Annotated in this window: 17 protein-coding genes and 1 riboswitch; of the genes, 5 read left to right on the forward strand and 12 right to left on the reverse strand. The window is 71.8% G+C overall.

Going from position 1 to position 22,427, the window contains the following annotated elements:
• Window positions 1-136: 136 nt before the first annotated feature.
• From BG482_RS10000 to BG482_RS10030, 7 genes are all read right to left on the reverse strand, one after another.
• Window positions 137-841 (reverse strand): transglycosylase family protein, encoded by a 705-nt coding sequence (locus BG482_RS10000; protein ID WP_069768574.1) that lies wholly within the window; start codon window positions 839-841, stop codon window positions 137-139.
• A 3-nt stretch (window positions 842-844) separates the two neighbouring features.
• Window positions 845-1,029, reverse strand: a riboswitch (cyclic di-AMP (ydaO/yuaA leader).
• 205 nt (window positions 1,030-1,234) lie between these two features.
• Window positions 1,235-2,296 (reverse strand): transglycosylase family protein, encoded by a 1,062-nt coding sequence (locus BG482_RS10005; RefSeq protein ID WP_069768575.1) that lies wholly within the window; start codon window positions 2,294-2,296, stop codon window positions 1,235-1,237.
• Between the two features lie 204 nt (window positions 2,297-2,500).
• On the reverse strand, window positions 2,501-3,796 hold the full coding sequence (locus BG482_RS10010; protein ID WP_069768576.1) for a cytochrome P450: 1,296 nt from the start codon (window positions 3,794-3,796) through the stop codon (window positions 2,501-2,503).
• A 248-nt stretch (window positions 3,797-4,044) separates the two neighbouring features.
• The gene (locus BG482_RS10015) at window positions 4,045-5,172 is read right to left on the reverse strand and encodes a nucleoside triphosphate pyrophosphohydrolase (RefSeq protein WP_069768577.1); all 1,128 of its coding nucleotides are present in this window, start codon (window positions 5,170-5,172) and stop codon (window positions 4,045-4,047) included.
• A gap of 94 nt (window positions 5,173-5,266) precedes the next feature.
• Complete coding sequence (locus tag BG482_RS10020) at window positions 5,267-5,911, reverse strand: SurA N-terminal domain-containing protein (protein ID WP_069768578.1); 645 nt, start codon at window positions 5,909-5,911, stop codon at window positions 5,267-5,269.
• A gap of 156 nt (window positions 5,912-6,067) precedes the next feature.
• Complete coding sequence (locus BG482_RS10025; RefSeq protein ID WP_069768579.1) at window positions 6,068-6,385, reverse strand: hypothetical protein; 318 nt, start codon at window positions 6,383-6,385, stop codon at window positions 6,068-6,070.
• Between the two features lie 114 nt (window positions 6,386-6,499).
• Window positions 6,500-7,330: a glycoside hydrolase domain-containing protein gene (locus BG482_RS10030; RefSeq protein WP_069768580.1), complete on the reverse strand. Its 831-nt coding sequence runs from the start codon at window positions 7,328-7,330 to the stop codon at window positions 6,500-6,502.
• Between the two features lie 319 nt (window positions 7,331-7,649).
• On the opposite strand from BG482_RS10030, the gene BG482_RS10035 reads away from it, so the two are divergent.
• Window positions 7,650-8,039, forward strand: a complete 390-nt coding sequence (locus tag BG482_RS10035; RefSeq protein ID WP_069768581.1) for a hypothetical protein — start codon at window positions 7,650-7,652, stop codon at window positions 8,037-8,039.
• A 96-nt stretch (window positions 8,040-8,135) separates the two neighbouring features.
• Here BG482_RS10035 and BG482_RS10040 read toward each other — a convergent pair whose 3' ends face one another.
• Window positions 8,136-8,885, reverse strand: coding sequence for an HNH endonuclease family protein (locus tag BG482_RS10040; protein WP_069768582.1), 750 nt, complete (start codon window positions 8,883-8,885; stop codon window positions 8,136-8,138).
• A 187-nt stretch (window positions 8,886-9,072) separates the two neighbouring features.
• On the opposite strand from BG482_RS10040, the gene BG482_RS10045 reads away from it, so the two are divergent.
• Entirely contained in the window at window positions 9,073-9,258 is a 186-nt protein-coding gene (locus BG482_RS10045; protein WP_069768583.1) for an antitoxin, read from the forward strand.
• A gap of 256 nt (window positions 9,259-9,514) precedes the next feature.
• On the opposite strand, the gene mfd is transcribed toward BG482_RS10045, so the two are convergent.
• The 3 genes from mfd to BG482_RS10060 all read right to left on the reverse strand — a co-directional run bounded on the left by mfd (window position 9,515) and on the right by BG482_RS10060 (window position 16,750).
• Entirely contained in the window at window positions 9,515-13,048 is a 3,534-nt protein-coding gene (gene mfd / locus BG482_RS10050) for a transcription-repair coupling factor (RefSeq protein WP_069768584.1), read from the reverse strand.
• A gap of 337 nt (window positions 13,049-13,385) precedes the next feature.
• Entirely contained in the window at window positions 13,386-15,965 is a 2,580-nt protein-coding gene (locus BG482_RS10055; protein WP_069768585.1) for an ABC transporter permease, read from the reverse strand.
• Window positions 15,962-16,750, reverse strand: coding sequence for an ABC transporter ATP-binding protein (locus BG482_RS10060; protein ID WP_069768586.1), 789 nt, complete (start codon window positions 16,748-16,750; stop codon window positions 15,962-15,964). Before BG482_RS10060 ends, BG482_RS10055 begins: the two co-directional genes overlap by 4 nt.
• Before the next feature lie 597 nt (window positions 16,751-17,347).
• On the opposite strand from BG482_RS10060, the gene BG482_RS10065 reads away from it, so the two are divergent.
• The 3 genes from BG482_RS10065 (at window position 17,348) to BG482_RS10075 (ending at window position 21,249) form a co-directional block, all read left to right on the forward strand.
• Window positions 17,348-18,853 (forward strand): MFS transporter, encoded by a 1,506-nt coding sequence (locus tag BG482_RS10065; RefSeq protein WP_069768587.1) that lies wholly within the window; start codon window positions 17,348-17,350, stop codon window positions 18,851-18,853.
• A gap of 351 nt (window positions 18,854-19,204) precedes the next feature.
• On the forward strand, window positions 19,205-19,642 hold the full coding sequence (locus tag BG482_RS10070; protein ID WP_069768588.1) for a DUF485 domain-containing protein: 438 nt from the start codon (window positions 19,205-19,207) through the stop codon (window positions 19,640-19,642).
• Window positions 19,639-21,249, forward strand: coding sequence for a cation acetate symporter (locus BG482_RS10075; RefSeq protein WP_069768589.1), 1,611 nt, complete (start codon window positions 19,639-19,641; stop codon window positions 21,247-21,249). The genes BG482_RS10070 and BG482_RS10075 overlap by 4 nt, the downstream gene beginning before the upstream one ends.
• A 204-nt stretch (window positions 21,250-21,453) precedes the next feature.
• Here BG482_RS10075 and BG482_RS10080 read toward each other — a convergent pair whose 3' ends face one another.
• Complete coding sequence (locus tag BG482_RS10080; RefSeq protein ID WP_069768590.1) at window positions 21,454-22,338, reverse strand: cellulose-binding protein; 885 nt, start codon at window positions 22,336-22,338, stop codon at window positions 21,454-21,456.
• Window positions 22,339-22,427 lie beyond the last annotated feature (89 nt).

The raw sequence follows: 22,427 nt of genomic DNA on the forward strand, positions 1-22,427 counted from the left end.
GAAACCCCGCTCCGATGCGTACGGGGGAACACGCACCGGAGCGGGGGGCCCGTGGGGACGGGGGGTGGCCCTCAAGAGGTCTTCAGTGTGCCGACCTCGGTCGTGGGGGCGCTGTGGCTTCTCAGGGAGCGGGGTGTCACTTCAGGTGCAGCTGCTGACCCGGGAAGATGAGGTTCGCGTCCTCGACGATGTCCTTGTTCAGCTCGAACAGCTTGTGCCAGCCGCCCTTGACCTTGTGCTTCTCGGCGATGGAGCTGAGGGTGTCGCCCTTGACGACCTTGTACTCGCCGTCGCCCTTCTTGACCTTCTTGCCGGTCGGGGTGGTGACCGTCTTGGAGGCGGCCGGGCGGTCGGTGGAGCGGGAGGCGGTCTGCTTCTCGGCCGAGCGGGTGGTGTTGCCGCTGTCCGACGAGCCGGAGGAGCTGGACGAGCCGGAGGAGCTCGAGGAGTCGGAGCCGCCGTTGTAGGAGGCGCCGGACAGGCCCGTGCCGCAGACCGGCCAGGCGCCCTTGCCCTGGGAGGCGAGGACCTTCTCGGCGACGGAGATCTGCTGCGACTTGGAGGCCTGGTTGGCCTGCGCGGCGTACTGCGTGCCGCCGTACGCGGCCCAGGTGGAGGCCGAGAACTGCAGGCCGCCGTAGTAGCCGTTGCCGGTGTTGATGGACCAGTTGCCGCCGGACTCGCACTGGGCGACCGTGTCCCACTCGGAGGCGGTGGCGGCGGAGGCGTTGCCGGCCGCCATCAGCGGAGCGGCGATGGCGACACCGGTGACGCCGGCCAGAGCGGCGGCGCGGGTGGCCTTGGACGGACGACGGTGCTTGCCCTTGGCGGAAAACAGCATGGTGGATCCCCTCACCGACGCCTGCGAGGTGAGCTGTCGGGTTCGGGCCGTGTGAGTTGCCCGGTCACTCCTCCGCGGAAGCACTGCTTCCTGGAGGGGTGACTTCACCCCAAGCCGGATCCAGCCTCAACAGCCGGTCCCGGCGCTTACCTTGGGTCCCCCGCTCCTGCCTACGGCGCTTGACGCGACGACTGTTCCCGGGCTGCCGCTGGCAGGATTCGGCGTTGCGACGGCCGGGGCTCGGGTTGCCGAGCGGCCTCGACCGTAGACACGTGATCCGCCGAATTTCAAAGACGATCAGGGCTTCTGAGACTCATCCCACACTTTCACCAAACCGGACATTCAGCGCGAAGTGTGACGCGAACTCCCGCTGTTTTTACCGGGTTTTGCGCCCTAATGGACCCCTGTGTCGAGGGTCTGACCGGGGGCGATGTCGCTCGGGTCGGCGCCTATGAGGTCCTTGTTCTCGGCGTAGAGGGCGCGCCATCCGCCGTCGAGGTCAAGGGAGTCGGCGATCGACACGAGCGAGTCCCCCTCCTGGACGACATACGTGGCCGCGGCGTGCCGGCCGGCGGACGCGGGGGCGGCGACGTTCGGCGCGACGTCCGTGGCGCTCTTGACGGTGTCCTCGTCGGCCGTGACCCCGCGATGCCGGCCGGAGCCGAGAGAGCCGGTGTCGACGAGACTCCAAGAGCCCACATCCTGGACCGACTTGTCCGACTCGTCCACTTCTGGGCTTACCGAGGGCGAACCGTCGACCGTTCCCCCGCCGCCCGCACCGGCCGAACCCTTGCCCCCGGCGGAGCCGGTGGAGTCGCCCGCCGCGGCGGAGGAAGAGGGTGAAGAGGACGAAGGTGAGGAAGGGGAGGAAGAGGACCCCGAGGGTGAACTGGACGGATCGGCGGACGAGTCGGACGAGCTCTTCTCGTCGGACGAGCCGTCGCCCGACGCGTCGGAGGAGCCCGAGGAGCCGGAGGATCCCGAGGATCCGGACAAACCTCTGGACAGATCGGACAATCCGGAGGAGGACGAACCTGAGGAGTCGTCCGCCAGCCCCGTGTCCACGGTCAGCGCGCCGTTCGCCTTGGTGAGGCCGGAGGTCAGCCCGCAGGTCCCCCACGCGCCGATGCCCTGGGCCGCGAGCACCTTCTGCGCCACCGCGATCTGCTGGTTGCGGCTGGCCAGATCGGGGCGCGTCGCGTAGTCGAGCCCGCCGTACGTCTCCCAGTCCTTCTGGCTGAGACTCAGGCCGCCGAACTCGCCGTCGCCCTTGTCGGCGCTCCACGAGCCACCGGTCTCGCACTGCGCCACCTTGTCCCACACCGTGCCGTCTGCGGCGCTCGCACCGGAGGCGGCGAGCAGCGGGATGGCGATGGCGGAGCCGGTCACCCCGGCCGCGACGAGGAGGGCCGGGGCCTGACGGGGGCGACGGTGTCGACCGTTCCCGGAGAGCATGCGAGGGGCCTTTCTCTGGACAGCAGTACCGGCGCGGCGTCCGAGACCGGCCCGTCGCGCTGACGAGTGAACGTATCGGCAGACGATCACTTGTCACAAGTTCATGCCGCGCAGATCACGTGAAGATCACAGAGTTGAGGACCGGTCACCTTTGCTGCGCCGAATGGTCACACTCCGGCTGACATGTGATCAGATCCGGGCCGGTCATGCACCGGAACGCTCCGTGGTGAACTGCACCGGCAACGTCCGCAGTCCACGCATGATGAGCCCGCCCCGCCACCTCAACTCGGCCGGATCCGCCGCCAGTCGGAGGTCGGGCAGCCTGGTGAGAAGGGTGGCCAGCGCGGTCCGGCCCTCGAGCCGGGCCAACGGGGCGCCCAGGCAGTAGTGGATGCCGTGGCCGTAGCCGAGATGCTGGTTGTCACGGCGGGAGAGATCGAGCGCGTCGGGATCCGTGAAGCGCGCCGGATCGCGGTCGGCTGCCGCGAGGACGACGAGGACGGGATCGCCGGGCGCGATGTCCTGACCGCCGATGCGGAGCGGCTCGGTCGCGAACCGCCAGGTCGCCAGTTCCACAGGGCCGTCGTAGCGCAGGAGTTCCTCGATCCCGGTCTCCAGCAGGGAACGGTCGCCGCCGTCCTCGGTGAGGGACCGCTGGAGGCGGGCACGCTGCTCGGGGTGGGTGAGGAGGGCGTAGGCGCCGTTGCCGATGAGGTTGACCGTCGTCTCGAAGCCCGCGAACAGCAGGATGAAGGCCATGGCCGCCGCCTCGTTCTCGGTGAGGTGCTCGCCGTCGTCCGAGGCGCGGATCAGGCCGGAGATGAGGTCCTCGCCGGGGTCCGGCCGAGCGGGCAGCTCCGCGCGCTTGCGGTGGATGAGCTCCAGCAGATAGCCGCGCATCTTCTTCACCGACCGCGCGACACCGCCACGCGGCCCCCCGCCGTGCCGGATCATCATGCCCGCCCAGTCCCGGAAGTCGTCCTGGTCCTCGCGCGGGACGCCCAGCAGGTCGCAGATGGCGTAGATGGGCAGGGGGAAGGCGAAGTCATGGATCAGGTCGGCCTCGCCCTCGTCCGCGAACCGGTCGAGGAGGCGGTCGGTCAGCTCCTGCACCCGGGGCGCGAACTCGGCGACCCGGCGGGGCGTGAACGCCTTGCTGACGAGCCGACGCAGCCGGGTGTGGTCGGGCGGGTCGATGTTCAGCAGATGCGTCATCAGCTCGGCCTTGCGCTCACCGGGGATGCCGGTCTTCCCCTTGGCGTGGGCCGGCTCGTCGTGGTGGGCGGGGTTCTTGGACAGCCGCTGGTCGGCGAGGGCCTCTTTCGCGTCGGCGTACCGGGTGACCAGCCAGGCCTCGACACCGCTGGGCAGCTCGGTGCGGTGCACGGGGGCGTGCTCGCGCAACCAGGCGTAGGCGGGGTAGGGGTCGGTGGCGAACTCCCAGGTGAACAGCTCGGGAGCGGGCGGGACGTCGGCCTGGGGGCGGGGCTGGTTGGTCACTCCACGACGGTAGCGGGGCCCCGGGCGAGACCTGCGCGCGCACCCGCAAGGCCTGGCCCGGCGGCCCGGCGGTGCCGGCGGCCCGGCCGTGCCGACGAGCCGCTTCCGCTTCCGCGGGTTCCTTCGCCCGCACCAAGTACGCGGGCAGTAGGTGCGCGGTCAGCCAGGTGGGCGGGCAGCAGGGGCGCGGGCACTCGGGCACTCGGGCACTCGGGCACTCGGGCAGCGGGTTCGCCGAGGAGGCCCCGCTAACCGGCCACCCCTTCGGCAGCCCGGATCGCGTCCCGGTACGCCCTCGCCGCCGCCCGCAGCGCCGCCTCCGGGTCCACGCCCTCGGACTCCGCGCGGGCGGCGAGGGCGAGCAGTTCGTAGCCGATGCCGCCGGCGCCCGTGCCCCTCGCGTCCCTGCCTCCTGCGTCCTTGCCCTCCGTGTCCTCGTCCTCTGCGCCCGTGTCCCCTGGGCCCGTGCCGACCGCGCCTATGCCGTCGGCCGTCGGGAGCGGCACGTCCAGTCCCGCCGTCCGGGCCCGGGCCACCAGCTTGGCAGCGAGGGCCAGTCCGGGCTGGTGGAGGGGGACGCCGTCCGTCACGGACTCGCGTCGTTTCTCGTCCGCCTTCGTGCGCAGCCAGTGCGCCTTGACCTCCTCCGGGGTCGTGGCCGTGGCGTCGCCGAAGACATGGGGGTGGCGGTGGATGAGCTTGGCGACGATCGTGCCCGCGACGTCGTCGACGGAGAACGGGGACTCCGCGTCCTCCTCGGCGATGCGGGCGTGGAAGACGACCTGGAGCAGAACGTCGCCCAGTTCCTCGCGGAGCTCGTCGCGGTCGCCGTCCTCGATCGCCTCGACCAGTTCGTACGACTCCTCGACCGCGTACTTCGCCAGCCCCCGGTGGGTCTGCCGGGAGGACCAGGGGCACTCGGCGCGGATGCGGTCCATGACCTGGACGAGGTCGAGCAGGCGGGCGCCGGGCAGGTCGTAGGAGGCGGGGAGCAGCTCCAGCTCGGGCATCGCCACGCGTCCGGAGCCCGCCAGCCGGGCCAGCCCGTCCGTGAGCGCCGGCTCGCCCTCGCCCGTCGCCACGACCACGACCGTGCGGCCGCCCTCGCAGGCGGCGACGAGGCCCTCGGCGGTCGGGGACGTCTCCTCGACCGTGAGCCCGGCGTCCCGCAGATAGGGCAGTTGCGGATGCGCGCCGTCCGCGCACAGCACCTGGTCCGCCGTGCGCAGGGCCTGCCAGGCGGGCCAGGACAGCAGGCCGGGGGCGACGCGGTGGCTGGTGGTGAGCAGGACGATGCGGCCGGAGGCCGAGGGGGCCTCGAAGACCGCGGCGGGGCCGCCGGCCGGGCGGCCGCTGGGCGGGCTGGATGCGTTCACACCCCGAACGTAACCCACACCCGCCGACGGCCCCAGGAGTTGTCCACAGGCCCGGCGCATTCGTCATACCGGTCGGGGCGGCGGGGCGGCGCCGTCACGTCGTCTGCTGGGTTCCCGCCGTCGAGGTCTCGCGTACCCAGGGGGTCTTCGCGTCGACGCGGGCGACCTTGCGGGCGTCCCAGCTGCCGTAGCGCGGGTTGAGGTCGACGCCGAGGGACTTGGACGCCTTGGACAGGGCGTTCCAGAACGCGGGCTGGCTGGTGTTCGTGCCGAGCTCGGTGGCGAGTTTCTGGGCCTCCAGCTGGAGGCGGAGGTTGTCTTCGAGGCGCTGCGGCGGGATGCCGTACTGCTGGAGCCACGCCTTGCGGAGCCCCTCCGCGCCGCCGGCCTGCTGTTCCAGGCCGGCCCGCATCTGCTGCACCTCGTGGGGCGTGACGGTGACGCCCGCGTCCTCGGCGGCCCGCTGCAGCACACGGTCGAGAACCATGCTGTGCAGGGTGTCGCGGGTGAGGGTGCCGGTCTGGGCGAGGGCCTGCGCGTACTGCGTGTCGTCGGTGAAGGCGGCGCGCTGGGCGGCGCGGACCTCCTTCACCCGGCTCTCCAGCTGCGCGACGGTGATCCGCTGCCCGCCGACGACGGCCGCCGCGCCGGGATGCGCGTCACTCCCGCAGGCGGCCAGAAGAGGGGCCGCCGCGATCACGGCGGACAGCAGGAGCGCGGTGCGGCGACGGCGGTGCAAGGAAACCTCCCGAGGAGATTGTGCGACGGTGCACAAAGTCTTGCGGTGATCGATGGTAGGCAGTGGCGGGCCCGGGGCCAACCCATTCGACCAACGATTCACCAGGACTTCGGGCACCGCCGCGCCCGGCCGCCGCCCGCTCGTCGGTGCGAGCGCTCAGCCCCGCGTGTCCACCGCGTGCTCGACCCCGTCCGCGACGTCCGCGCGCAGGCCGTCGCCCGTGGCGGCCGTGCGCACGTTCACGTTCGCGCGCGTGGCGTCGCCCACCAGGACGAAGCCGACCTTCTTGTACTGCCTTGTACTGCGGCGCCGTCGCCCGGGCCGCGGTGACCCGGGGTCTCCGACGGCCAGGACGACGTCGCAGGAACACTGGAGGAGGCCGTTGGGGAAGGGGCGCGCGTTGCCGGCGCTCTGTTCGCCGGTCACCTGCGCGTAGCGCACGCGCGCGTGCGTCTTCAGGGACGCGTCCCGCATGCCCTGCCGGACGGTGGCCGTCGCGCGCCGGGCGTGCGCAGCATCGCGCCGGCGACCGCTCCCGCGAAGACGATCCTCATCTCCGGCTCCCCCTCCGGTCCCGGGTGGGTCCGATCAGCCGACGATGGCGACCGGGGCGTCCCACGCGTCACGGTCCACGGTGATCGTGTAACCGCCGCGGGTCTCCTTGCTGTTGACCTGGTACTGGTGACCGCGGCTGTGGTCGGTGAACTGGGTGGCGCCCCAGGGCCAGTCGGTGGTCGTGGTGTACTTCCCGTCCCACAGGGCGTACCAGAGGTTGCCCGGCAGGTCCGTCTTGTTCGTCGCGGTGGCGATCGCCTTGGCGCTGGAGCTGCTGAAGCCGTAGTAGCCGCTCCGGTAGATCTTGGCGCGGAGCGTCTTGGTGAAGGAGCGCACATACGCCAGCACGGCGTCGTTGCACGCCTTGTTGGTGATGTCGTAGGGCTCCATGTCGAGGTAGATCGCGCTGCCGGCCTTCATGCCGAGTGCCGAGGCCTTGGCGACCGCGTCCGTGCCGTCGGTCGCGCCGAGGGAGGTGGCCGTGGCGGCGGTGATCTTCTCGGGGCTCGAGCCGGTCTGGCACGGCGGCTGGGCGCCGACGTAGATCGGGATGAGCCTCATGCCGACCGCGTTGACCGACTTCACCCAGGAAGCGGTCAGGTTGGGCTGCGCGCAGCCGCGGTTCTTGCCGCCGACGTAGACGGCCGCGCCGCCGTAGTAGCCGTCCGTCTTCCACGCCTTCATCGCCGCCAGCGAGGGTGCGGTGCAGGCGTCGAACGCGCGGCCGGTGTAGGTCTTCTGGGCGGGCCAGGTGGTGGCCGCCATGGAGGTCTGGGCGGCTATGCCGGCCCCCGCGAGAACGGCCGCGCCGGCCACGCCCCACGTGATGTATCTGCGCTTCCTGGACTGCCGGTGCTCGGCCATCCCCCACCCCATCGTTCGTGTGTGCGCACAGCGCCGACGGCGCGTACGACTGTGTCCCGCCAGGCCTTCCGTGGTGCGCTGCGTGGCACCGGAGTCCTGTGGTTCTGCGTTCGGGGCACGACGATACGGCGTCGTCTCGACGTTCCGCACCGCAAAACGGATCGCACGGTACCCCGCGGCGTCCCAGTGATCGGGAAACGCGAAGCCCGCAGAGCGGCAAGAATCAGCCATGTCACGGTAAAGACGCGACGCCCCGACACGGTCCGCGTCCCGGTCGGCCCGTGCCCTACCCTGGCTCCCTGGTGACTTGGGGGGCGACATGACGATGCCGACGACGGCGACGGGCGGGGACAGACGGCTGGAGGGCGGCTGGTTCCAGCGGCTGGCCTGGACGGTCCTGGTGTGGGGCTCACTGGGCTTCCTTGCGTGGGTGCCCTTCCTGTACGTGGCGATCCGCCGCGGGCTGCCCTCCGACTGGACGGCCGTCGGGGCGTTCTCCCTGTACGAGTGCGTGATCGTGACCATGACGGCGGTCTCGGACAACGACGACGGGGACGCCTTCTTCGGCGTCACGTTCCTGACGGCCCTGGCGACCGCGACGGTGCTGCTGCTGTTCGCGGTCTTCGACAACAGGCCGCGGCAGTCGGCCCCGGCGTACGGGGCGACGCAGGCCAACCCCTACCAGCAGGGTTACCCGTACGGGCGGTAGCCGTGGCGGCCGCGGCCGCCACCGGGGCGCCGACGTCGCCGGGGCGCTGCGATGCCACGCACCCGCAGCGGGAAACCCCGGCCGACGACCGGGTGTTCAGCCCGCGTGGAAGCGCCCCGGCGCCTTCGTCGGGTTGCCGCCGACGGGGAGTTTCTGGCCGGGGCAGGCCGTCAGGACCTTCTCCATCGCTGACTTCTCGGCTTCGCTGACCCACAGTCCGTACTTCTTCTTCACCGCCACCTGCGCCGCGACATAGGTGCACCGGTAGCCCTTGTTGGGCGGCAGCCAGGTCGCCGTGTCGCCGTCGCCCTTGGAGCGGTTGGTGCTCGCGTCCACCGCCAGCAGGTTGAGCGGGTCGTTGGCGAGGGCTATCCGCTTGGACGCGTCCCAGTACTTGGCGCCCTTCTGCCAGGCGTCGGACAGGGCGACCATGTGGTCGATGTCGACCTTGCTGCTGCCCCGCCGGTAGGTCACGTCCTTGCCCGAGTACGGGTCGGACTCCAGCACGCCGTAGGACACCTTGCAGTGGCCGCCGGTGAACCTCACCTGGTCCAGGTCGCGCTTGAGGATGTCGTCCCTGGTGTCGCAGGCGTTGGAGTCCGTGTCCGCCCAGGCGGCGCCGAACTTCTCCCGGTCGTAACCGGTCTTGGGCGCACGCCCCTTCACGGGCAGCGACCTCGCCGCGGCGAGAGCCGCTCCGCCACCGGCCGTCGCCCCTGCTCCGGCCTCTCCGGGGCCGGTGCCCGCACCGGCTCCCGAGCCGGTGATCTGGTCGGTGCACCCGGACACCGTCACGGCACACATCAGCACGGCGGCGACCGCCGCTCCGCCCCTCAGACGCTTCACGCGCCCCTCCCCTGCCTGCCCGCTGCCACCCCGCACAGGGCGGATTCCCCTGCTGGGGACCGGCACACACCCTAGCGAGGGGCGCACGGAGGCAGCGGGCGGTCCAGACCACCGGAGGCTCAAGTGGGCATTTGCCGCATCTCGGGAATATCGTCGGTGGGTAGTCACGTTCGCAAAGGAGCTCTGGATGGGCATCTTCGACAGGTTCAAGAGCAACAAGGCGGCCCAGGACAAGGCCAGGGACATGTCCGACGCCGCCGAACGGACGGTCAACGAGAAGACGGGCGACAAGTACGAGTCCCAGGTCGACACCGGGCAGCGGAAGCTGCACGAGCGGCTCGGCATGGACGAGGACCGGCCCGAACAGCCGTAGCCCGCCCGCTTCGGCCCTGGAGGGACCACTCGCGGCCCGGTCGCGCCGCCCGGTCGACCGGGCTTCCGCGTCCGGGCCGTCCGGGCCGCCGGGCCGTCCACGACCGGCCTGGGGCGCCCATGCCGCTGCCACCGGCACGGCCCGGACAGGGCCGGCCCGACAGCGCGGCCCGGCGCCGTTCCACCACGGCGTCCACGACGGCCGCCACCGGAGTGCGCCCGCGCGGCGCGCTGCGGTGGCGGCCGCCGCGGGTGTTCTACGAGCCCAGCACCGTCGCCAGGAACTCGCCCACCCAGCCCAGCAGTTCGCGCCCGACCAGCGGCTTGCCGCCGACCTTCGCAGTCTTCGGGCGCGGCACGAGGACCTGGTGCGCGGCAGGCTTGATGACGGACCCGGGGTACAGCCGCTTCAGGCGCAGCTCCTGCGACTCGCGCAACTCCACCGGGGCGAACCGGATGTTGGCGCCCTGGAGCACGACCTCGCCGACGCCGCACGCGCGGGCCAGCATCCGCAGCCCCGCCACCAGCAGCAGGTTCTCAACCGGCTCCGGCAACTTGCCGTAGCGGTCGACGAGTTCCTCGCGGACGGCCTTGACGTCCTCCTCCGAGTTGGCGGAGGCGATGGCCCGGTAGGCCTGCAGACGCAGCCGCTCGCCCGGCGCGTAGTCGTGCGGGACGTGCGCGTCGACCGGCAGCTCGATCTTGACCTCGAGCGGCGGCTCCTCCTCGATCTCGCCGGTCTCCAGCTGACGCCGGTAGTCCGCGACGGCCTCGCCGACCATCCGGACGTACAGGTCGAAGCCGACGCCCGCGATGTGGCCGGACTGCTCGCCGCCGAGCAGGTTGCCCGCGCCGCGGATCTCCAGGTCCTTCATCGCCACGTACATGCCCGCGCCCATCTCGGTGTGCTGGGCGATCGTGGCGAGCCGCTCGTGGGCGGTCTCCGTGAGGGGCTTCTCCGGGGGGTAGAGGAAGTAGGCGTAGCCGCGCTCGCGGCCCCGGCCCACGCGGCCGCGCAACTGGTGCAGCTGGGACAGGCCGAAGGTGTCGCCGCGCTCCACGATCAGTGTGTTGGCGTTGGAGATGTCGATGCCGGACTCGACGATCGTCGTCGAGACGAGCACGTCGAACTTCTTCTCCCAGAAGTCGACGACGACCTGCTCCAGCGCGGTCTCCGACATCTGGCCGTGGGCGGTGGCGATGCGCGCCTCGGGCACGATCTCGCGCAGTCGCGCGGCCGCGCGGTCGATCGACTCGACCCGGTTGTGGATGTAGAAGACCTGGCCCTCGCGCAGCAGTTCACGGCGGACCGCGGCGCCGATCTGCTTCTGCTCGTACGGTCCGACGAAGGTGAGCACCGGATGGCGCTCCTCCGGGGGTGTGGTGATCGTCGACATCTCGCGGATGCCCGTCACCGCCATCTCCAGGGTTCTGGGGATGGGGGTGGCCGACATCGTCAGGACGTCCACGTTCGCGCGGAGCTTCTTCAGCTGTTCCTTGTGCTCGACGCCGAAGCGCTGCTCCTCGTCGACGATGACCAGGCCGAGGTCCTTGAACTTGGTCTCCGACGAGAACAGGCGGTGGGTGCCGATGACGATGTCCACCGAGCCCTCGCGCAGACCCTCCAGGGTGGCCTTCGCCTCCGTGTCGGTCTGGAAGCGGGACAGGGCGCGCACCTTCACCGGGAACTGGGCGTACCGCTCGCTGAACGTGCCGAAGTGCTGCTGCACGAGCAGGGTCGTCGGCACGAGGACGGCGACCTGCTTGCCGTCCTGGACGGCCTTGAAGGCGGCACGGACCGCGATCTCGGTCTTGCCGTAGCCGACGTCGCCGCAGATCAGACGGTCCATCGGGACCGTCTTCTCCATGTCGTCCTTGACCTCGGCGATGGTGGTGAGCTGGTCGGGCGTCTCCGCGTAGGGGAAGGCGTCCTCCAGTTCGCGCTGCCAGGGGGTGTCGGCGCCGAAGGCGTGGCCGGGGGCCGCCATCCGCGCGCTGTACAGCTTGATCAGGTCGGCGGCGATCTCCTTGACGGCCTTCTTGGCGCGCGCCTTCGTCTTCGTCCAGTCGGCGCCGCCGAGCCGGTGCAGCGTGGGGGCCTCGCCGCCGACGTACTTGGTGATCTGCTCCAGCTGGTCGGTCGGGATGTAGAGGCGGTCGCCGGGCTGGCCGCGCTTCGCGGGCGCGTACTCCACGACCAGGTACTCGCGCGTGGCGGCCTGGACGGTGCGCTGCACCATCTCGATGTAGCGGCCCACACCGTGCTGCTCGTGGACGATGTAGTCGCCCGCCTCGAGGGTGAGCGGGTCGATGGTCTTCCTGCGGCGCGCGGGCATGCGCGCGCCGTCCTTGCCCGCCGCCTTCTGGCCGGTCAGGTCGGTCTCGGTGAGGACGGCCAGGCGCAGCGCGTGGTCGACGAACCCGTAGTCGATGGAGCCGCAGGAGACGTGCACGACCGAGGGGCTCAGCTCGGTCAGGTCGCTGTCCAGGCGGGCGGCGACGCCCTCACCGCCGAGGACCTCGACCGTGCGGGCGGCCGGGCCGTGCGCCTCGGTGACGAAGGCGACCCGCCAGCCGTCGGCCAGCCAGCCCTTGGTGTCGGCGAGGGCCTTGGCGGTGTCGCCGCGGTAGGTCTCGGGGGCGCGCATGCCGAGCTGGAGGGTGTCCGCCTCCAGCTCCAGGTCGGCGGCGAACGGCGACACCGACCACCACATCATGTCCAGCTCGCGGGCGCGGTCGCGGACGTCCGCGATGGACCACAGGGAGGCCGCGCCGACGTCGATGGGCGCGTCCCCGCCGCCGGCCGTGGCCGCCCAGGACGCCTGCAGGAACTCCTGGGAGGTGGTCACGAGGTCGGCGGCGCGCGTGCGGACCCGCTCCGGGTCGCAGACGACGGCCATCGCGCCCTTGGGCAGGACGTCGATGAGCAGCTCCATGTCGTCGACGAGCACCGGGGCGAGGGACTCCATGCCCTCGACGGCGATGCCCTCGGCGATCTTGCCGAGCAGTTCGCCCAGCTCGGGGTGGAGTTCGGCCAGGTCACGCGCGCGTGTGCGCACGTCGTCGGTGAGGAGGAGTTCACGGCAGGGCGGGGCCCACAGGCCGTGCTCGGCCACTTCCAGGGAGCGCTGGTCGGCGACCTTGAAGTAGCGGATCTCCTCGACGTCGTCGCCCCAGAACTCGACGCGCAGGGGGTGTTCCTCGGTGGGCGGGAACACGTCCAGGATGCCGCCGCGCACGGCGAACTCGCCGCGCTTCTCGACGAGCTCCACGCGCGCGTAGGCGGCTGCGGCGAGGGCTTCGACGATCTCGTTCAGGTCGGCCGTCTGTCCGGAGCGCAGGGCCACCGGCTCCAGGTCGCCGAGGCCCTTGACCTGTGGCTGGAGCACCGAGCGGACGGGGGCGACGACGACGGAGACCGGGCCGGTCTCGGGGTCGTCGGGGCGCGGGTGGGCCAGGCGGCGCAGGACGGCCAGGCGACGGCCCACGGTGTCGCTGCGGGGGCTGAGGCGCTCGTGGGGGAGCGTCTCCCAGGAGGGGTACTCCACGACGCCGTCGGCCGGGAGCAGCGAGCGCAGGGCGGCGGCCAGGTCCTCGGCCTCGCGGCCGGTGGCCGTGACGGCGAGGACCGTGCGGCCGGTCTCGCGGGCGAGGGCGGCGATCGCGAAGGGGCGGGCGGCCGGCGGGCCGACCAGGTCGACGTGCATGCGGTTGCCGTCGGCGGCCGCGGGGATGGCTTCCGCGAGGGCGGCGTCCTTGACGACGGCGTCGAGCAGACCGTGCAGGCTCATGGGGGGCTTTCTGTCCGAGGGGCCGGGCACGTCCCGTCCTGTTCGGGATCAGGGCGCACCGGGTCCGGGGTGGGCAACGCGAAGGGCCCGACGCGTGTCACGGGCCGGGGGCGTCCAGCGTACGACGGGGCGCGGACGTTCGCCGGGGGCTGTGGACAGCCCCCGGGGCGGGTCGGGCCCGTGCGCCCTCCGGGGTGCCCCCGAGGTCGGCCCCGTAGGGCTGCCCCCGTACGGGCCGAGCGGCGCCGGACGGCCCGGGACGCGCGGACGGCCCGGCACCGAGAAGACCCCCGTCCTCCTCGGTGCCGGGCCGTGCGGCCCTGTCCGTCCCGCGGTGCTAGTCCGTGGCGATCGCGTTCAGGACGTTCATGCGGCCCGCCCGGAACGCCGGGATCAGTGCGGCGAACAGGCCCACGAACGCGGAGCCGATGAACACGCCGATGATCGTCGGCCACGGGATCTCGAGGACGTTCAGGCCCTGCAGGGCGAGCAGCCGCTGGGCGGTCGCGCCCCAGCCCATGCCCAGTCCGAGGCCGAGCAGCGCGCCGAAGAGGGCGATGACGACCGACTCCATGCGGATCATGCGGCGCAGCTGGCGGCGCGAGAGGCCGATCGCCCGCATGAGGCCGATCTCCCGGGTGCGCTCCACCACCGACAGGGCCAGGGTGTTCACCACGCCGAGGACCGCGACGATGATCGCGAGGGCGAGCAGACCGTAGATCAGGTTCAGCAGCTGCCCGATCTGGTCCTTCAGCTGCTGCTTGTAGTCGGTCTGGTCGCGCACGGTGTACTGCGGGAAGCCGTGCAGCGCCGACTTCAGGGCGGTGTACGCGCTGTCCTGCTGCCCGTCCTTGGCGGTGGCGAAGACCAGCTGGTCCAGCGGCACCTTGCCGGCCGGGACGTACTTCTTCAGGGTGGCGATGGAGGTGTACATCGCGCCCTGGTCGATGACGCCGTCGCTGCTGGTGATGGCGCGGACCGTCAGCTGTGCGGTGGAGCCGTCCTGGAACGCCACGGCGATCCTGGAGCCGAGCTTGATCTTGTGGTCCTCGGCGAACTTCTCGTGGACGGACATGGAGTCGGGCCGGTAGGCGTCGGTGAGCTTGCCGGCGACGGTCTTGACGCGCAGGTCGGTCGCGTAGGTCGGGTCGGCCGCCGTGATCGACGTCTTGTCGAGGGTCTTGCCGTCGGGGGTGGTGAAGTCGGCCTGGGTCCCCTTGTACTCGGTGACCCGCTGCAGGCCCGAGGTCGACTTGATCGCCTGCACGGCCTCGTCGGTCAGGCGCTGGCCCTTGTCGCTCTGGATGATGAAGTCCGTGCCGACGCTCTTGTCGAGTTCCTCCGTGGCCGAGGCGACCATGGACGAGCCGACCACCGACAGACAGGCGACCAGCGCGAGGCCGATCATGAGGGCCGCGCCCGTGGCTCCCGTGCGGCGCGGGTTGCGCAGCGCGTTGCGCTCCGCCATCCGCCCGACCGGGCCGAAGGCACGCAGCAGGACCGCGCCCAGCACCCGCACCACGCCGCCGGCCAGCAGCGGGCCGATCACCACGAAGCCGATCAGGCTCAGCACCACGCCGAGGCCCAGCCACATCGAGCCCTCGGCCGCCTTGTCGGCGACGGATGCGAGATACAGGCCGGCGCCGCCCCCGACGGTGAGCAGCAGCCCGATGACGGCCCGCACCACGCCCGCCTTGGCGTCGGCCGGGGCGCCCGCGTCCCGCAGCGCGGCCATCGGGGAGACCTTGCCGGCCCGGCGGGCCGGGAGGTAGGCCGCCAGCACCGTGACGACGATGCCGAGGAGCATGCCGACGACCGGGGTCGTCCAGGCGACCGTGAGGTCGTCGGTGGAGAGGTTCATGCCGGTCATGCTCATGAGCTTCATCAGGCCGACGGCGATGCCGACGCCCGCGCCGACGCCGAGGAGGGAGCCGACCACGCCCAGGAGCAGGGCCTCCGCGAGCACGGACCGGTTGACCTGCTTGCGGCTGGAGCCGATGGCCCGCATCAGACCGATCTCGCGGGTGCGCTGGGCGACCAGCATCGAGAAGGTGTTGATGATCAGGAAGATGCCCACGAGGAAGGCGACCCCGGCGAAGCCGAGCATCGCGTACTTCATGACGTCCAGGAAGCTGCCGACGTCCTTGCGGTTGGCGTCGGCCGCCTCCTTGGCCGTCTGCACCTTGTAGCCGGCGCCGAGCTCGGCCGCGACGCTCTTCTTCAGCTGCGCGTCGCTGACCCCGGCCGCGGCCGTGACATTGACGTTCGTGTAGACGTCCGGCTCGCCGACCAGCGTCTTCTGGGCGGTCGCGGTGTCCAGGTAGAAGATCGCCGCGCCGGGGTTGGTGACCTGGAAGGCGGCGAGGCCGGAGACCTTCGCGGTGTGCGTGCCGACCGCGGTGATCACGCCGATCTCGTCGCCGAGCTTGAGGTGGTGCTTGTCGGCGGTGTCCTCGTCGACCATGACCTGGTCGGAGCCCTTCGGCGCCGCACCTTCGGTGATCTTCATGGTGCGGGCTTCGTTGGCGTTCCAGCTGCCGACGATGGTGGGTGCGCCGCTGGACGGCGACAGGCTTTCCTTGTCGGCGTCGACGACGGTCGCCGCGCTGGAGAAGACCGATCCCTCCGCCGACTTCACGCCCTGCACCTTGCGGACCTTGTCGAGCACGGAGGCCGGCATGACCGGCGGCTTGCCGTTGTCGGCGGTCGTCTCACCGGTGTCCGAGGCGCCCTTCGCGCTCACCGTCACGTCGGAGGAGGTGGCGGCGAAGAGCTTGTCGAAGGTCGTGTTCATGGTGTCGGTGAACACGAGCGTCCCGCAGACGAACGCCACCGACAGCAGGACCGCCACGGCCGACAGCGCCATGCGTCCCTTGTGCGCGAAGAAGTTGCGCATCGAGGTTCTGAGCACGGTCATGACGTACGCCCCCGCGCGTCGAAGTCCTTCATGCGGTCCAGGACGGTCTCGGCGGTCGGCTTGAACATCTCGTCGACGATCCGGCCGTCCGCGAGGTAGAGCACCCGGTCCGCGTAGGAGGCGGCGACCGGGTCGTGCGTGACCATCACGATGGTCTGCCCCAGGTCGTCCACCGAGCGGCGCAGGAAGCCCAAGACCTCGGCGCCGGCGCGGGAGTCGAGGTTGCCGGTCGGCTCGTCCCCGAAGATGATCTCCGGGCGGGCGGCCAGGGCGCGGGCCACGGCGACGCGCTGCTGCTGACCACCGGAGAGCTGGGTGGGACGGTGCTTGAGCCGGTCGGCGAGGCCGACGGTCTCCACGACCTGGTTCAGCCACGCCTGGTCGGGCTTGCGGCCGGCGATGTCCATCGGCAGCGTGATGTTCTCTATCGCGTTCAGCGTGGGCAGCAGGTTGAACGCCTGGAAGATGAACCCGATCCGGTCCCGGCGCAGTTGGGTGAGCTTCTTGTCCTTCAGCCCGGTGATCTCGGTCTCGTCCAGGTAGATCTGGCCGGACGAGACGGTGTCGAGCCCGGCGAGGCAGTGCATCAGCGTGGACTTGCCGGACCCCGAGGGGCCCATGATCGCGGTGAACTGACCGCGGGCGATGTCCACGTCGACGTGGTCCAGAGCGACGACCCGGGTCTCTCCGGATCCGTACGCCTTGACGACCTGCCGCGCCCGCGCGGCAACGGCCGTACGCCCTCCAGTGCCCCCGTGCCTGGGAATGGTCACAGCCGATGTCACGGTGAATCTCCTATGTCGGATATCAGAAGTCATGGTGCGGCGCCGCGGGCGGTGGTGCCGGGTGACGCCGTGCCCGGTGACGCGGTGCCCGGTGATGCTCGCCGGTGAAGCGCTACGTCGAAGAGTCTGTCTCGGGAGGCGATCCCGCGCGCTGGTGCTCGGGCCCGTCTTCCCGGGGGGTTAACCCCACCCCCCGACACGGGGGCTGACCGCCCCCCTGCCGGTCGCCGTCCACCCCCGTCGACGGCGTAAAGCCAGGTTAAGGACCGTTCGGGCCCCGTCTCCTCCTCCGTCAGTACGAACCCTCCCCCAGCCGTAGTACGGAGGTACCCCTAGGGGCCGTCCACCGCGGGGTGGAGAAGCTCTCGGGGTCGTCTCCACCCTCCGGCCCGCCCAGCCTGCACCCTCCCGTCGCGTGAGCCTCAAGTGGGAAGCTTGGTTCCGCCAAATGGGTGCAAGGGGCACGGAGAATCGGCCACGAAGGCGTCAGGCCACGGCACACCGGGACACGGGTCACGGGACACAGGTCACGGGACACGGAGTGGCGGATGGCGGAGCGGCGGGGACACAGGGCACAGGGACACGGGGAGGAATCCGGTGGGGGACACGAGACCCGCGACACGCGAGACCGGGCGGCCGGCGCAGACACACCGACGGGGAGCGGTGGTCGCCGCGCTCATGCTGTCCATGGCGCTGGCCGCCCTCGACTCCACCATCGTCTCCACGGCCGTCCCGCAGATCGTCGGCGACCTGGGCGGATTCTCCGTCTTCTCCTGGCTGTTCTCCGGCTACCTGCTCGCCGTGACCGTCACCCTGCCGGTCTACGGCAAGCTCTCCGACACCTTCGGCCGCAAGCCGGTCCTGGTCGCGGGGGCGTCCCTGTTCCTGCTCGGCTCGCTGCTGTGCGCGCTGGCCTGGAGCATGGGGGCGCTGATCGCCTTCCGCGTCGTGCAGGGCCTGGGCGGCGGGGCGCTGCAGGGCACCGTGCAGACGCTCGCCGCCGACCTCTACCCGCTGGAGGAACGACCGAAGATCCAGTCGAAGCTGTCCACCGTGTGGGCGCTCTCGGCGGTCGCGGGGCCCGGCCTGGGCGGGGTGCTGGCCGCCTACGCCGACTGGCGCTGGATCTTCCTGGTCAACCTGCCGGTGGGAGCGGCCGCGCTGTGGCTGATCGTCCGTCATCTGCACGAGCCGCACCGGCGGTCCCGGCGCGAGGGGCGGCCACGCGCGCGTGTCGACTGGGCGGGCGCGCTGGCGGTGTTCGCCTGCGGCGGAGTGCTGCTGACGGCGCTGGTGCAGGGCGGGGTGGCCTGGCCGTGGCTGTCGGCGCCGTCGCTGACCCTGTTCGGCACGGGGCTGGCGCTTGCCGGCCTCGTCGTGGTCGTCGAGCGCCGCGCCGCCGAGCCGATCATCCCCGGCTGGGTGTGGCGGCGCCGGACGATCGCCGCGGTCAACCTCGCCCTGGGCGCACTGGGCCTGCTGATGGTGGCCCCGACGGTGTTCCTGCCGACGTACGCCCAGGCGGTGCTGGGTCTCGCGCCGGTGACCGCCGGGTTCGTGCTGTCCGTGTGGACCCTGAGCTGGCCGCTGTCCGCCGCCCTCAGCCAGCACGTCTACCGGCGCATCGGGTTCCGGGACACCGCGCTGCTGGGCATCGGAGCGGCCACCCTGATCCTGCTCGCCTTCCCGCTGCTGCCGTATCCCGGCCGGGCCTGGCAGCCGACGGCGCTGATGCTGCTGCTCGGCGCCGCGCTGGGCCTCTTCCAGCTCCCGCTGATCGTCGGCGTGCAGGCGACGGTCGGCTGGTCGGAACGCGGGACGACCACCGCGTCCGTGCTGTTCTGCCGACAGACGGGCCAGACGGTCGGCGCGACCCTCTTCGGGGCGGTGGCCAACGGCGTGCTGGCCGCCCGCCTCGGCGGCGCGAGCGACCTCGACTCGCTCGCCCGCGACCTGGGCGTCGGCGCCGCCCCCGACGCGACCCGCCGGGCGGTCGCCGACGCCGTGCACGCCGTGTACCTGGGCGCGGCCTGCGCGGCGGCCCTGGCGTTCGTCGTCCTGCTGACGCTGGCGCCGCGCCGCTTCCCGGTCCGGACGGAGTGAGCCGCGGGGCGGCGCGACGCGACCCGGGGACGGTCGGCGAGCGCGGGGCATGAGCGGTCGACGAGAACGGACCACGAGCGGGCGGCGAGCGGACCCGAGCGGGCGGCGAGATCAGCCGGCGTGATCGGGCGGCGTGCGGGCAAGGAGAACGGGCGGGATCGGACGGCGAGGTGCGGGGTTAACGCCGGTAACACCCCAGGTCAGACACTGTTCCGCACAGTAAGCGCATACCGACCGGCCAGTTTGGTGAAAACCCTTCGCAGCGGGCGTACTCCCGAGTAGCGTGCGTCCCTCGCACCCCCCACCTCCCTGCGGTCCGCCGCCACGGAACCGAGCCATGCAAGGAGCGGGATGTCCCACCACCCGTCACGCCCCGACCCCGCCTACCCCACCTACCCCTGGCAGCCGCCGCCCCCACCGCCCGAACCGCCACGCCGGCGCCTCGCCCACCACGCCCCCCTCGGGCGCCACAGCGACCTGCGCGTCCTGCGCGGCGCGTACCGCCGCCAGCGTCGCGTGGCCACGCTCACCGCGCTCGGCTACTTCGTCGCCTTCCTCGTCCTGTCCGCGTTCGCGCCGTCCCTGATGACCGGCGCCGTCGCCCCCGGACTCCCCGCCGGACTGCTGCTCGCCCTGCTCCAACTCCCCGTCACCGGACTCGCGATCGTCGTGTACGAGTACACCGCCCGCCGCCGCGTGGACCCGCTCGCCGAGCGCATCCGCGACCTCTCCGAAACCGACGCCAGGCGGGACGCCCGGGAAACCCACCCCAAGGGGGCCGGACGATGACCGAGTTCAGCGACGACGCACAGACCATGTCCCTCGTGGCGTTCACCGCGGTCGCCACCATCACGCTGCTGCTGTGCGTGATGACCGGCCCCGACCGCGACGACCTCGACGAGTTCTACACCGGCTACCGCTCCCTCTCCCCGCTGCGCAACGGCCTGGCCATCGCCGGCGACTACATCTCCGCGGCCACCGTCCTGGGCACCGGCGGCGTGATCGCACTGTGCGGCTACGACGGCGTCGTCCTCGCCCTGAGCACGGCGCTCTCCCTGATGCTGCTGATGTTCCTGCTGGCCGAACCCCTGCGCAACGCGGGCCGGTTCACCATGGGCGACGCGCTGGCCCGCCGGATGCCCGGACGCGCGGTACGCATCACGGCCTGCGCGGTGACCCTCGCCGCACTGCTGCCGATGATGCTCGTGCAGCTCGCCGGCACCGGCCAGCTCCTCGCCTTCATCCTGGGGTTCTCCGGCGACTCCGTGAAGTCGGGCTGCATCGTCTGCATGGGCGTACTGATGATCAGCTACGCGGCGATCGGCGGCATGAAGGGCACCGCCCTCATCCAGATGCTGAAGATCGTGACGCTGCTCGGCTCCGGTGGGGCGATCGCCCTGATCGTCCTGTACCGCTTCGACTGGAACCCCGGCGCGCTCTTCGACGCGGCGGCCGAGGGCAGCGGAGTCGGCGACGCCTTCCTGCGCTCCGGCCTGGAGTTCGCCGGCAGTCCCTATCCCCGGCTGGACATGATCACCACCCAGTTGTCCGTCGTGCTGGGCGGCGCCTGCCTGCCGCACATCACCATGCGCATGTACACGGCCTCCAGTGCCCGCCAGGTGCGCCGGTCCATGTCCTGGGCGGTCTCGGGCGTCGCCCTGTTCGTGCTGGTCATCACGGTCGTCGGCTTCGGCGCGACGGCGCTCGTCGGCCGCGCGGTGATCGCCGGGGCCGACCCGCGCGGCAACACCGCCTACCTGCTCGGCTCCCGGGGCGCGTTCGGCCCCGACATCTCCACCGCCGAGACCCTCCTGTTCACGACGGTCACGACGGCGATCTTCCTCACCGTGCTCGCCTCCGTCGCCGGCATGATCCTCGCCTGCGCCAACTCCCTGGCCCACGACGTCTTCGCCGCCCGCAACCCCCGGATGTCACCGAGCCGCGAGATGCTCCTGGCCCGGCTGTCCGCGCTCGCCGTCGGGGCGCCGACGATCCTGCTGGCCACCCAGGTCCAGCACCGCAGCCTCCAGCCCCTGGTCACCCTGTCCTTCTGCCTCGGGGCCTCGGCGCTCGCCCCGGCGCTGGTCTACAGCCTCTTCTGGCGCCGGTACACCCGCACCGGCCTCCTGGCCACCCTCATCGGCGGCACCGTGTCCGTCCTGCTCCTCATGCCGGGCACCAACCTCGTCTCGGGCTCCCCCCTCGCAGCCTTCCCCGAGGCCGACTTCAACTGGTTCCCCTTCACCACCACCGGCATCGTCACCGTCCCCCTCGGCTTCGCCTTCGGCTGGCTGGGAACCGCGCTGTCGGGCCGCCACAAGGCAGAGGAACAGCGCCGCCAGTACGAGGCGGTGGAGGGCTGGATCCTGGCCGGGGCCATCAGGAGGGAGGACTGACACATCCGTCGGCCGTGCGGCCGGCCCGAGAGGGCCAGACACGGTCAGACACGGCCGCTCGGCTGTGCGACCGGTCAGACACGGTCGGCCGGCTGTGCGACCGGTCAGACGCGGTCAGTCTGCTGTGCGGCCGGTGAGGCGCAGTCAGTCTGCTGTGCGGCCGGTCAGACGCGGTCAGTCTGCTGTGCGGCCGGTCAGACGCGGTCAGTCTGCTGTGCGACCGGTGAGGGCGGAGAGGCTGTTGCGGACGTGGTCCATGTGCGCCTGGACGTCCTCCCCACGCGCGCCGTGCTCCTGCAGCAGCCGTTCCGTCTCCCGCTCGGTGCGCTCCTCGCGGGCGCGTGCCTCGGCGAGGATCTCGGCGGCACGCGCGTGCGCCTCCTCCTGACCGCGCCGGGCCGACTCCTCCGCCTCGGCGAACGCCTGCTTCGCCTCGGACAGCGCCGCCTCGGCCCCGGCCACGGCCACGGCGTACCGGGCGTCCAGGGCAGCGGCCCGCTCGGCCACCTCGCGCTCCGCGGCGGCCCACCGCTCGGCCTGGTCCCTCTCCTGCCCGGCGAGCATGGCGGCGGTGCGCTGACGCACCTCGCGCAGGGCGGCCAGCGCCTCCCCGCGGTACTCCTTCACCTCGCGCCGGGCGCCGATGCGGACCTCGTCGGCCTCGGCGCGCGCCGCGAGCAGCCGCTGACGGGCGCGTTCCTCGGCGTCCGCGCGCAGCGCGTCCGCCTCCTCCTGGGCCGCCCGGCGCACATCGACGGCGCACGTCTCGGCGTACGCGACGTCCTCCAGCGCCACACGCCGCGCGTTCTCGCGCAGATCCGCCGCCTCTTCGACCGCGAGCTGGAGGATGCGCCGTGCGCGCTCCCCCAGCGAGTCGTACGTCTGCGGCGCGAGCCGTGTCACGACCGCCCGCATCTGATCGGCCTCCGCCTCCATCTCCTTGGCGAGGACGGTGAGCCTCGCGGCCCGCTCCCACGCGGCGTCCCGGTCGGCGCAGAGCGCGGCGGTGTACGCCTCCACCTGTTCGGGCCGGTAGCCGCGGCCGCGGACGGTCAAGAACCCGGGCGGTGACACCGATGCGCTGCTCATCCTTGAACCCCTCGCCACCAGACGGACACGACATGATGATTTCGCGCATATCTTGATGGATCGGACGGAAGTGTTCATAACGCGACACT

Source organism: Streptomyces sp. LUP30, assembly GCF_001746365.1.
Classification (GTDB): Bacteria; Actinomycetota; Actinomycetes; order Streptomycetales; family Streptomycetaceae; genus Streptomyces.

Coding starts and splice junctions, on each gene's coding strand:
- BG482_RS10030 (WP_069768580.1), bottom strand. CDS start 7,330: ATGGCCGAGCACCGGCAGTCCAGGAAGCGCAGATACATCACGTGGGGC.
- BG482_RS10005 (WP_069768575.1), bottom strand. CDS start 2,296: ATGCTCTCCGGGAACGGTCGACACCGTCGCCCCCGTCAGGCCCCGGCC.
- BG482_RS10035 (WP_069768581.1), top strand. CDS start 7,650: ATGACGATGCCGACGACGGCGACGGGCGGGGACAGACGGCTGGAGGGC.
- BG482_RS10070 (WP_069768588.1), top strand. CDS start 19,205: ATGTCCCACCACCCGTCACGCCCCGACCCCGCCTACCCCACCTACCCC.
- BG482_RS10025 (WP_069768579.1), bottom strand. CDS start 6,385: ATGCGGGACGCGTCCCTGAAGACGCACGCGCGCGTGCGCTACGCGCAG.
- BG482_RS10055 (WP_069768585.1), bottom strand. CDS start 15,965: ATGACCGTGCTCAGAACCTCGATGCGCAACTTCTTCGCGCACAAGGGA.
- mfd (WP_069768584.1), bottom strand. CDS start 13,048: ATGAGCCTGCACGGTCTGCTCGACGCCGTCGTCAAGGACGCCGCCCTC.
- BG482_RS10000 (WP_069768574.1), bottom strand. CDS start 841: ATGCTGTTTTCCGCCAAGGGCAAGCACCGTCGTCCGTCCAAGGCCACC.
- BG482_RS10045 (WP_069768583.1), top strand. CDS start 9,073: ATGGGCATCTTCGACAGGTTCAAGAGCAACAAGGCGGCCCAGGACAAG.
- BG482_RS10075 (WP_069768589.1), top strand. CDS start 19,639: ATGACCGAGTTCAGCGACGACGCACAGACCATGTCCCTCGTGGCGTTC.
- BG482_RS10080 (WP_069768590.1), bottom strand. CDS start 22,338: ATGAGCAGCGCATCGGTGTCACCGCCCGGGTTCTTGACCGTCCGCGGC.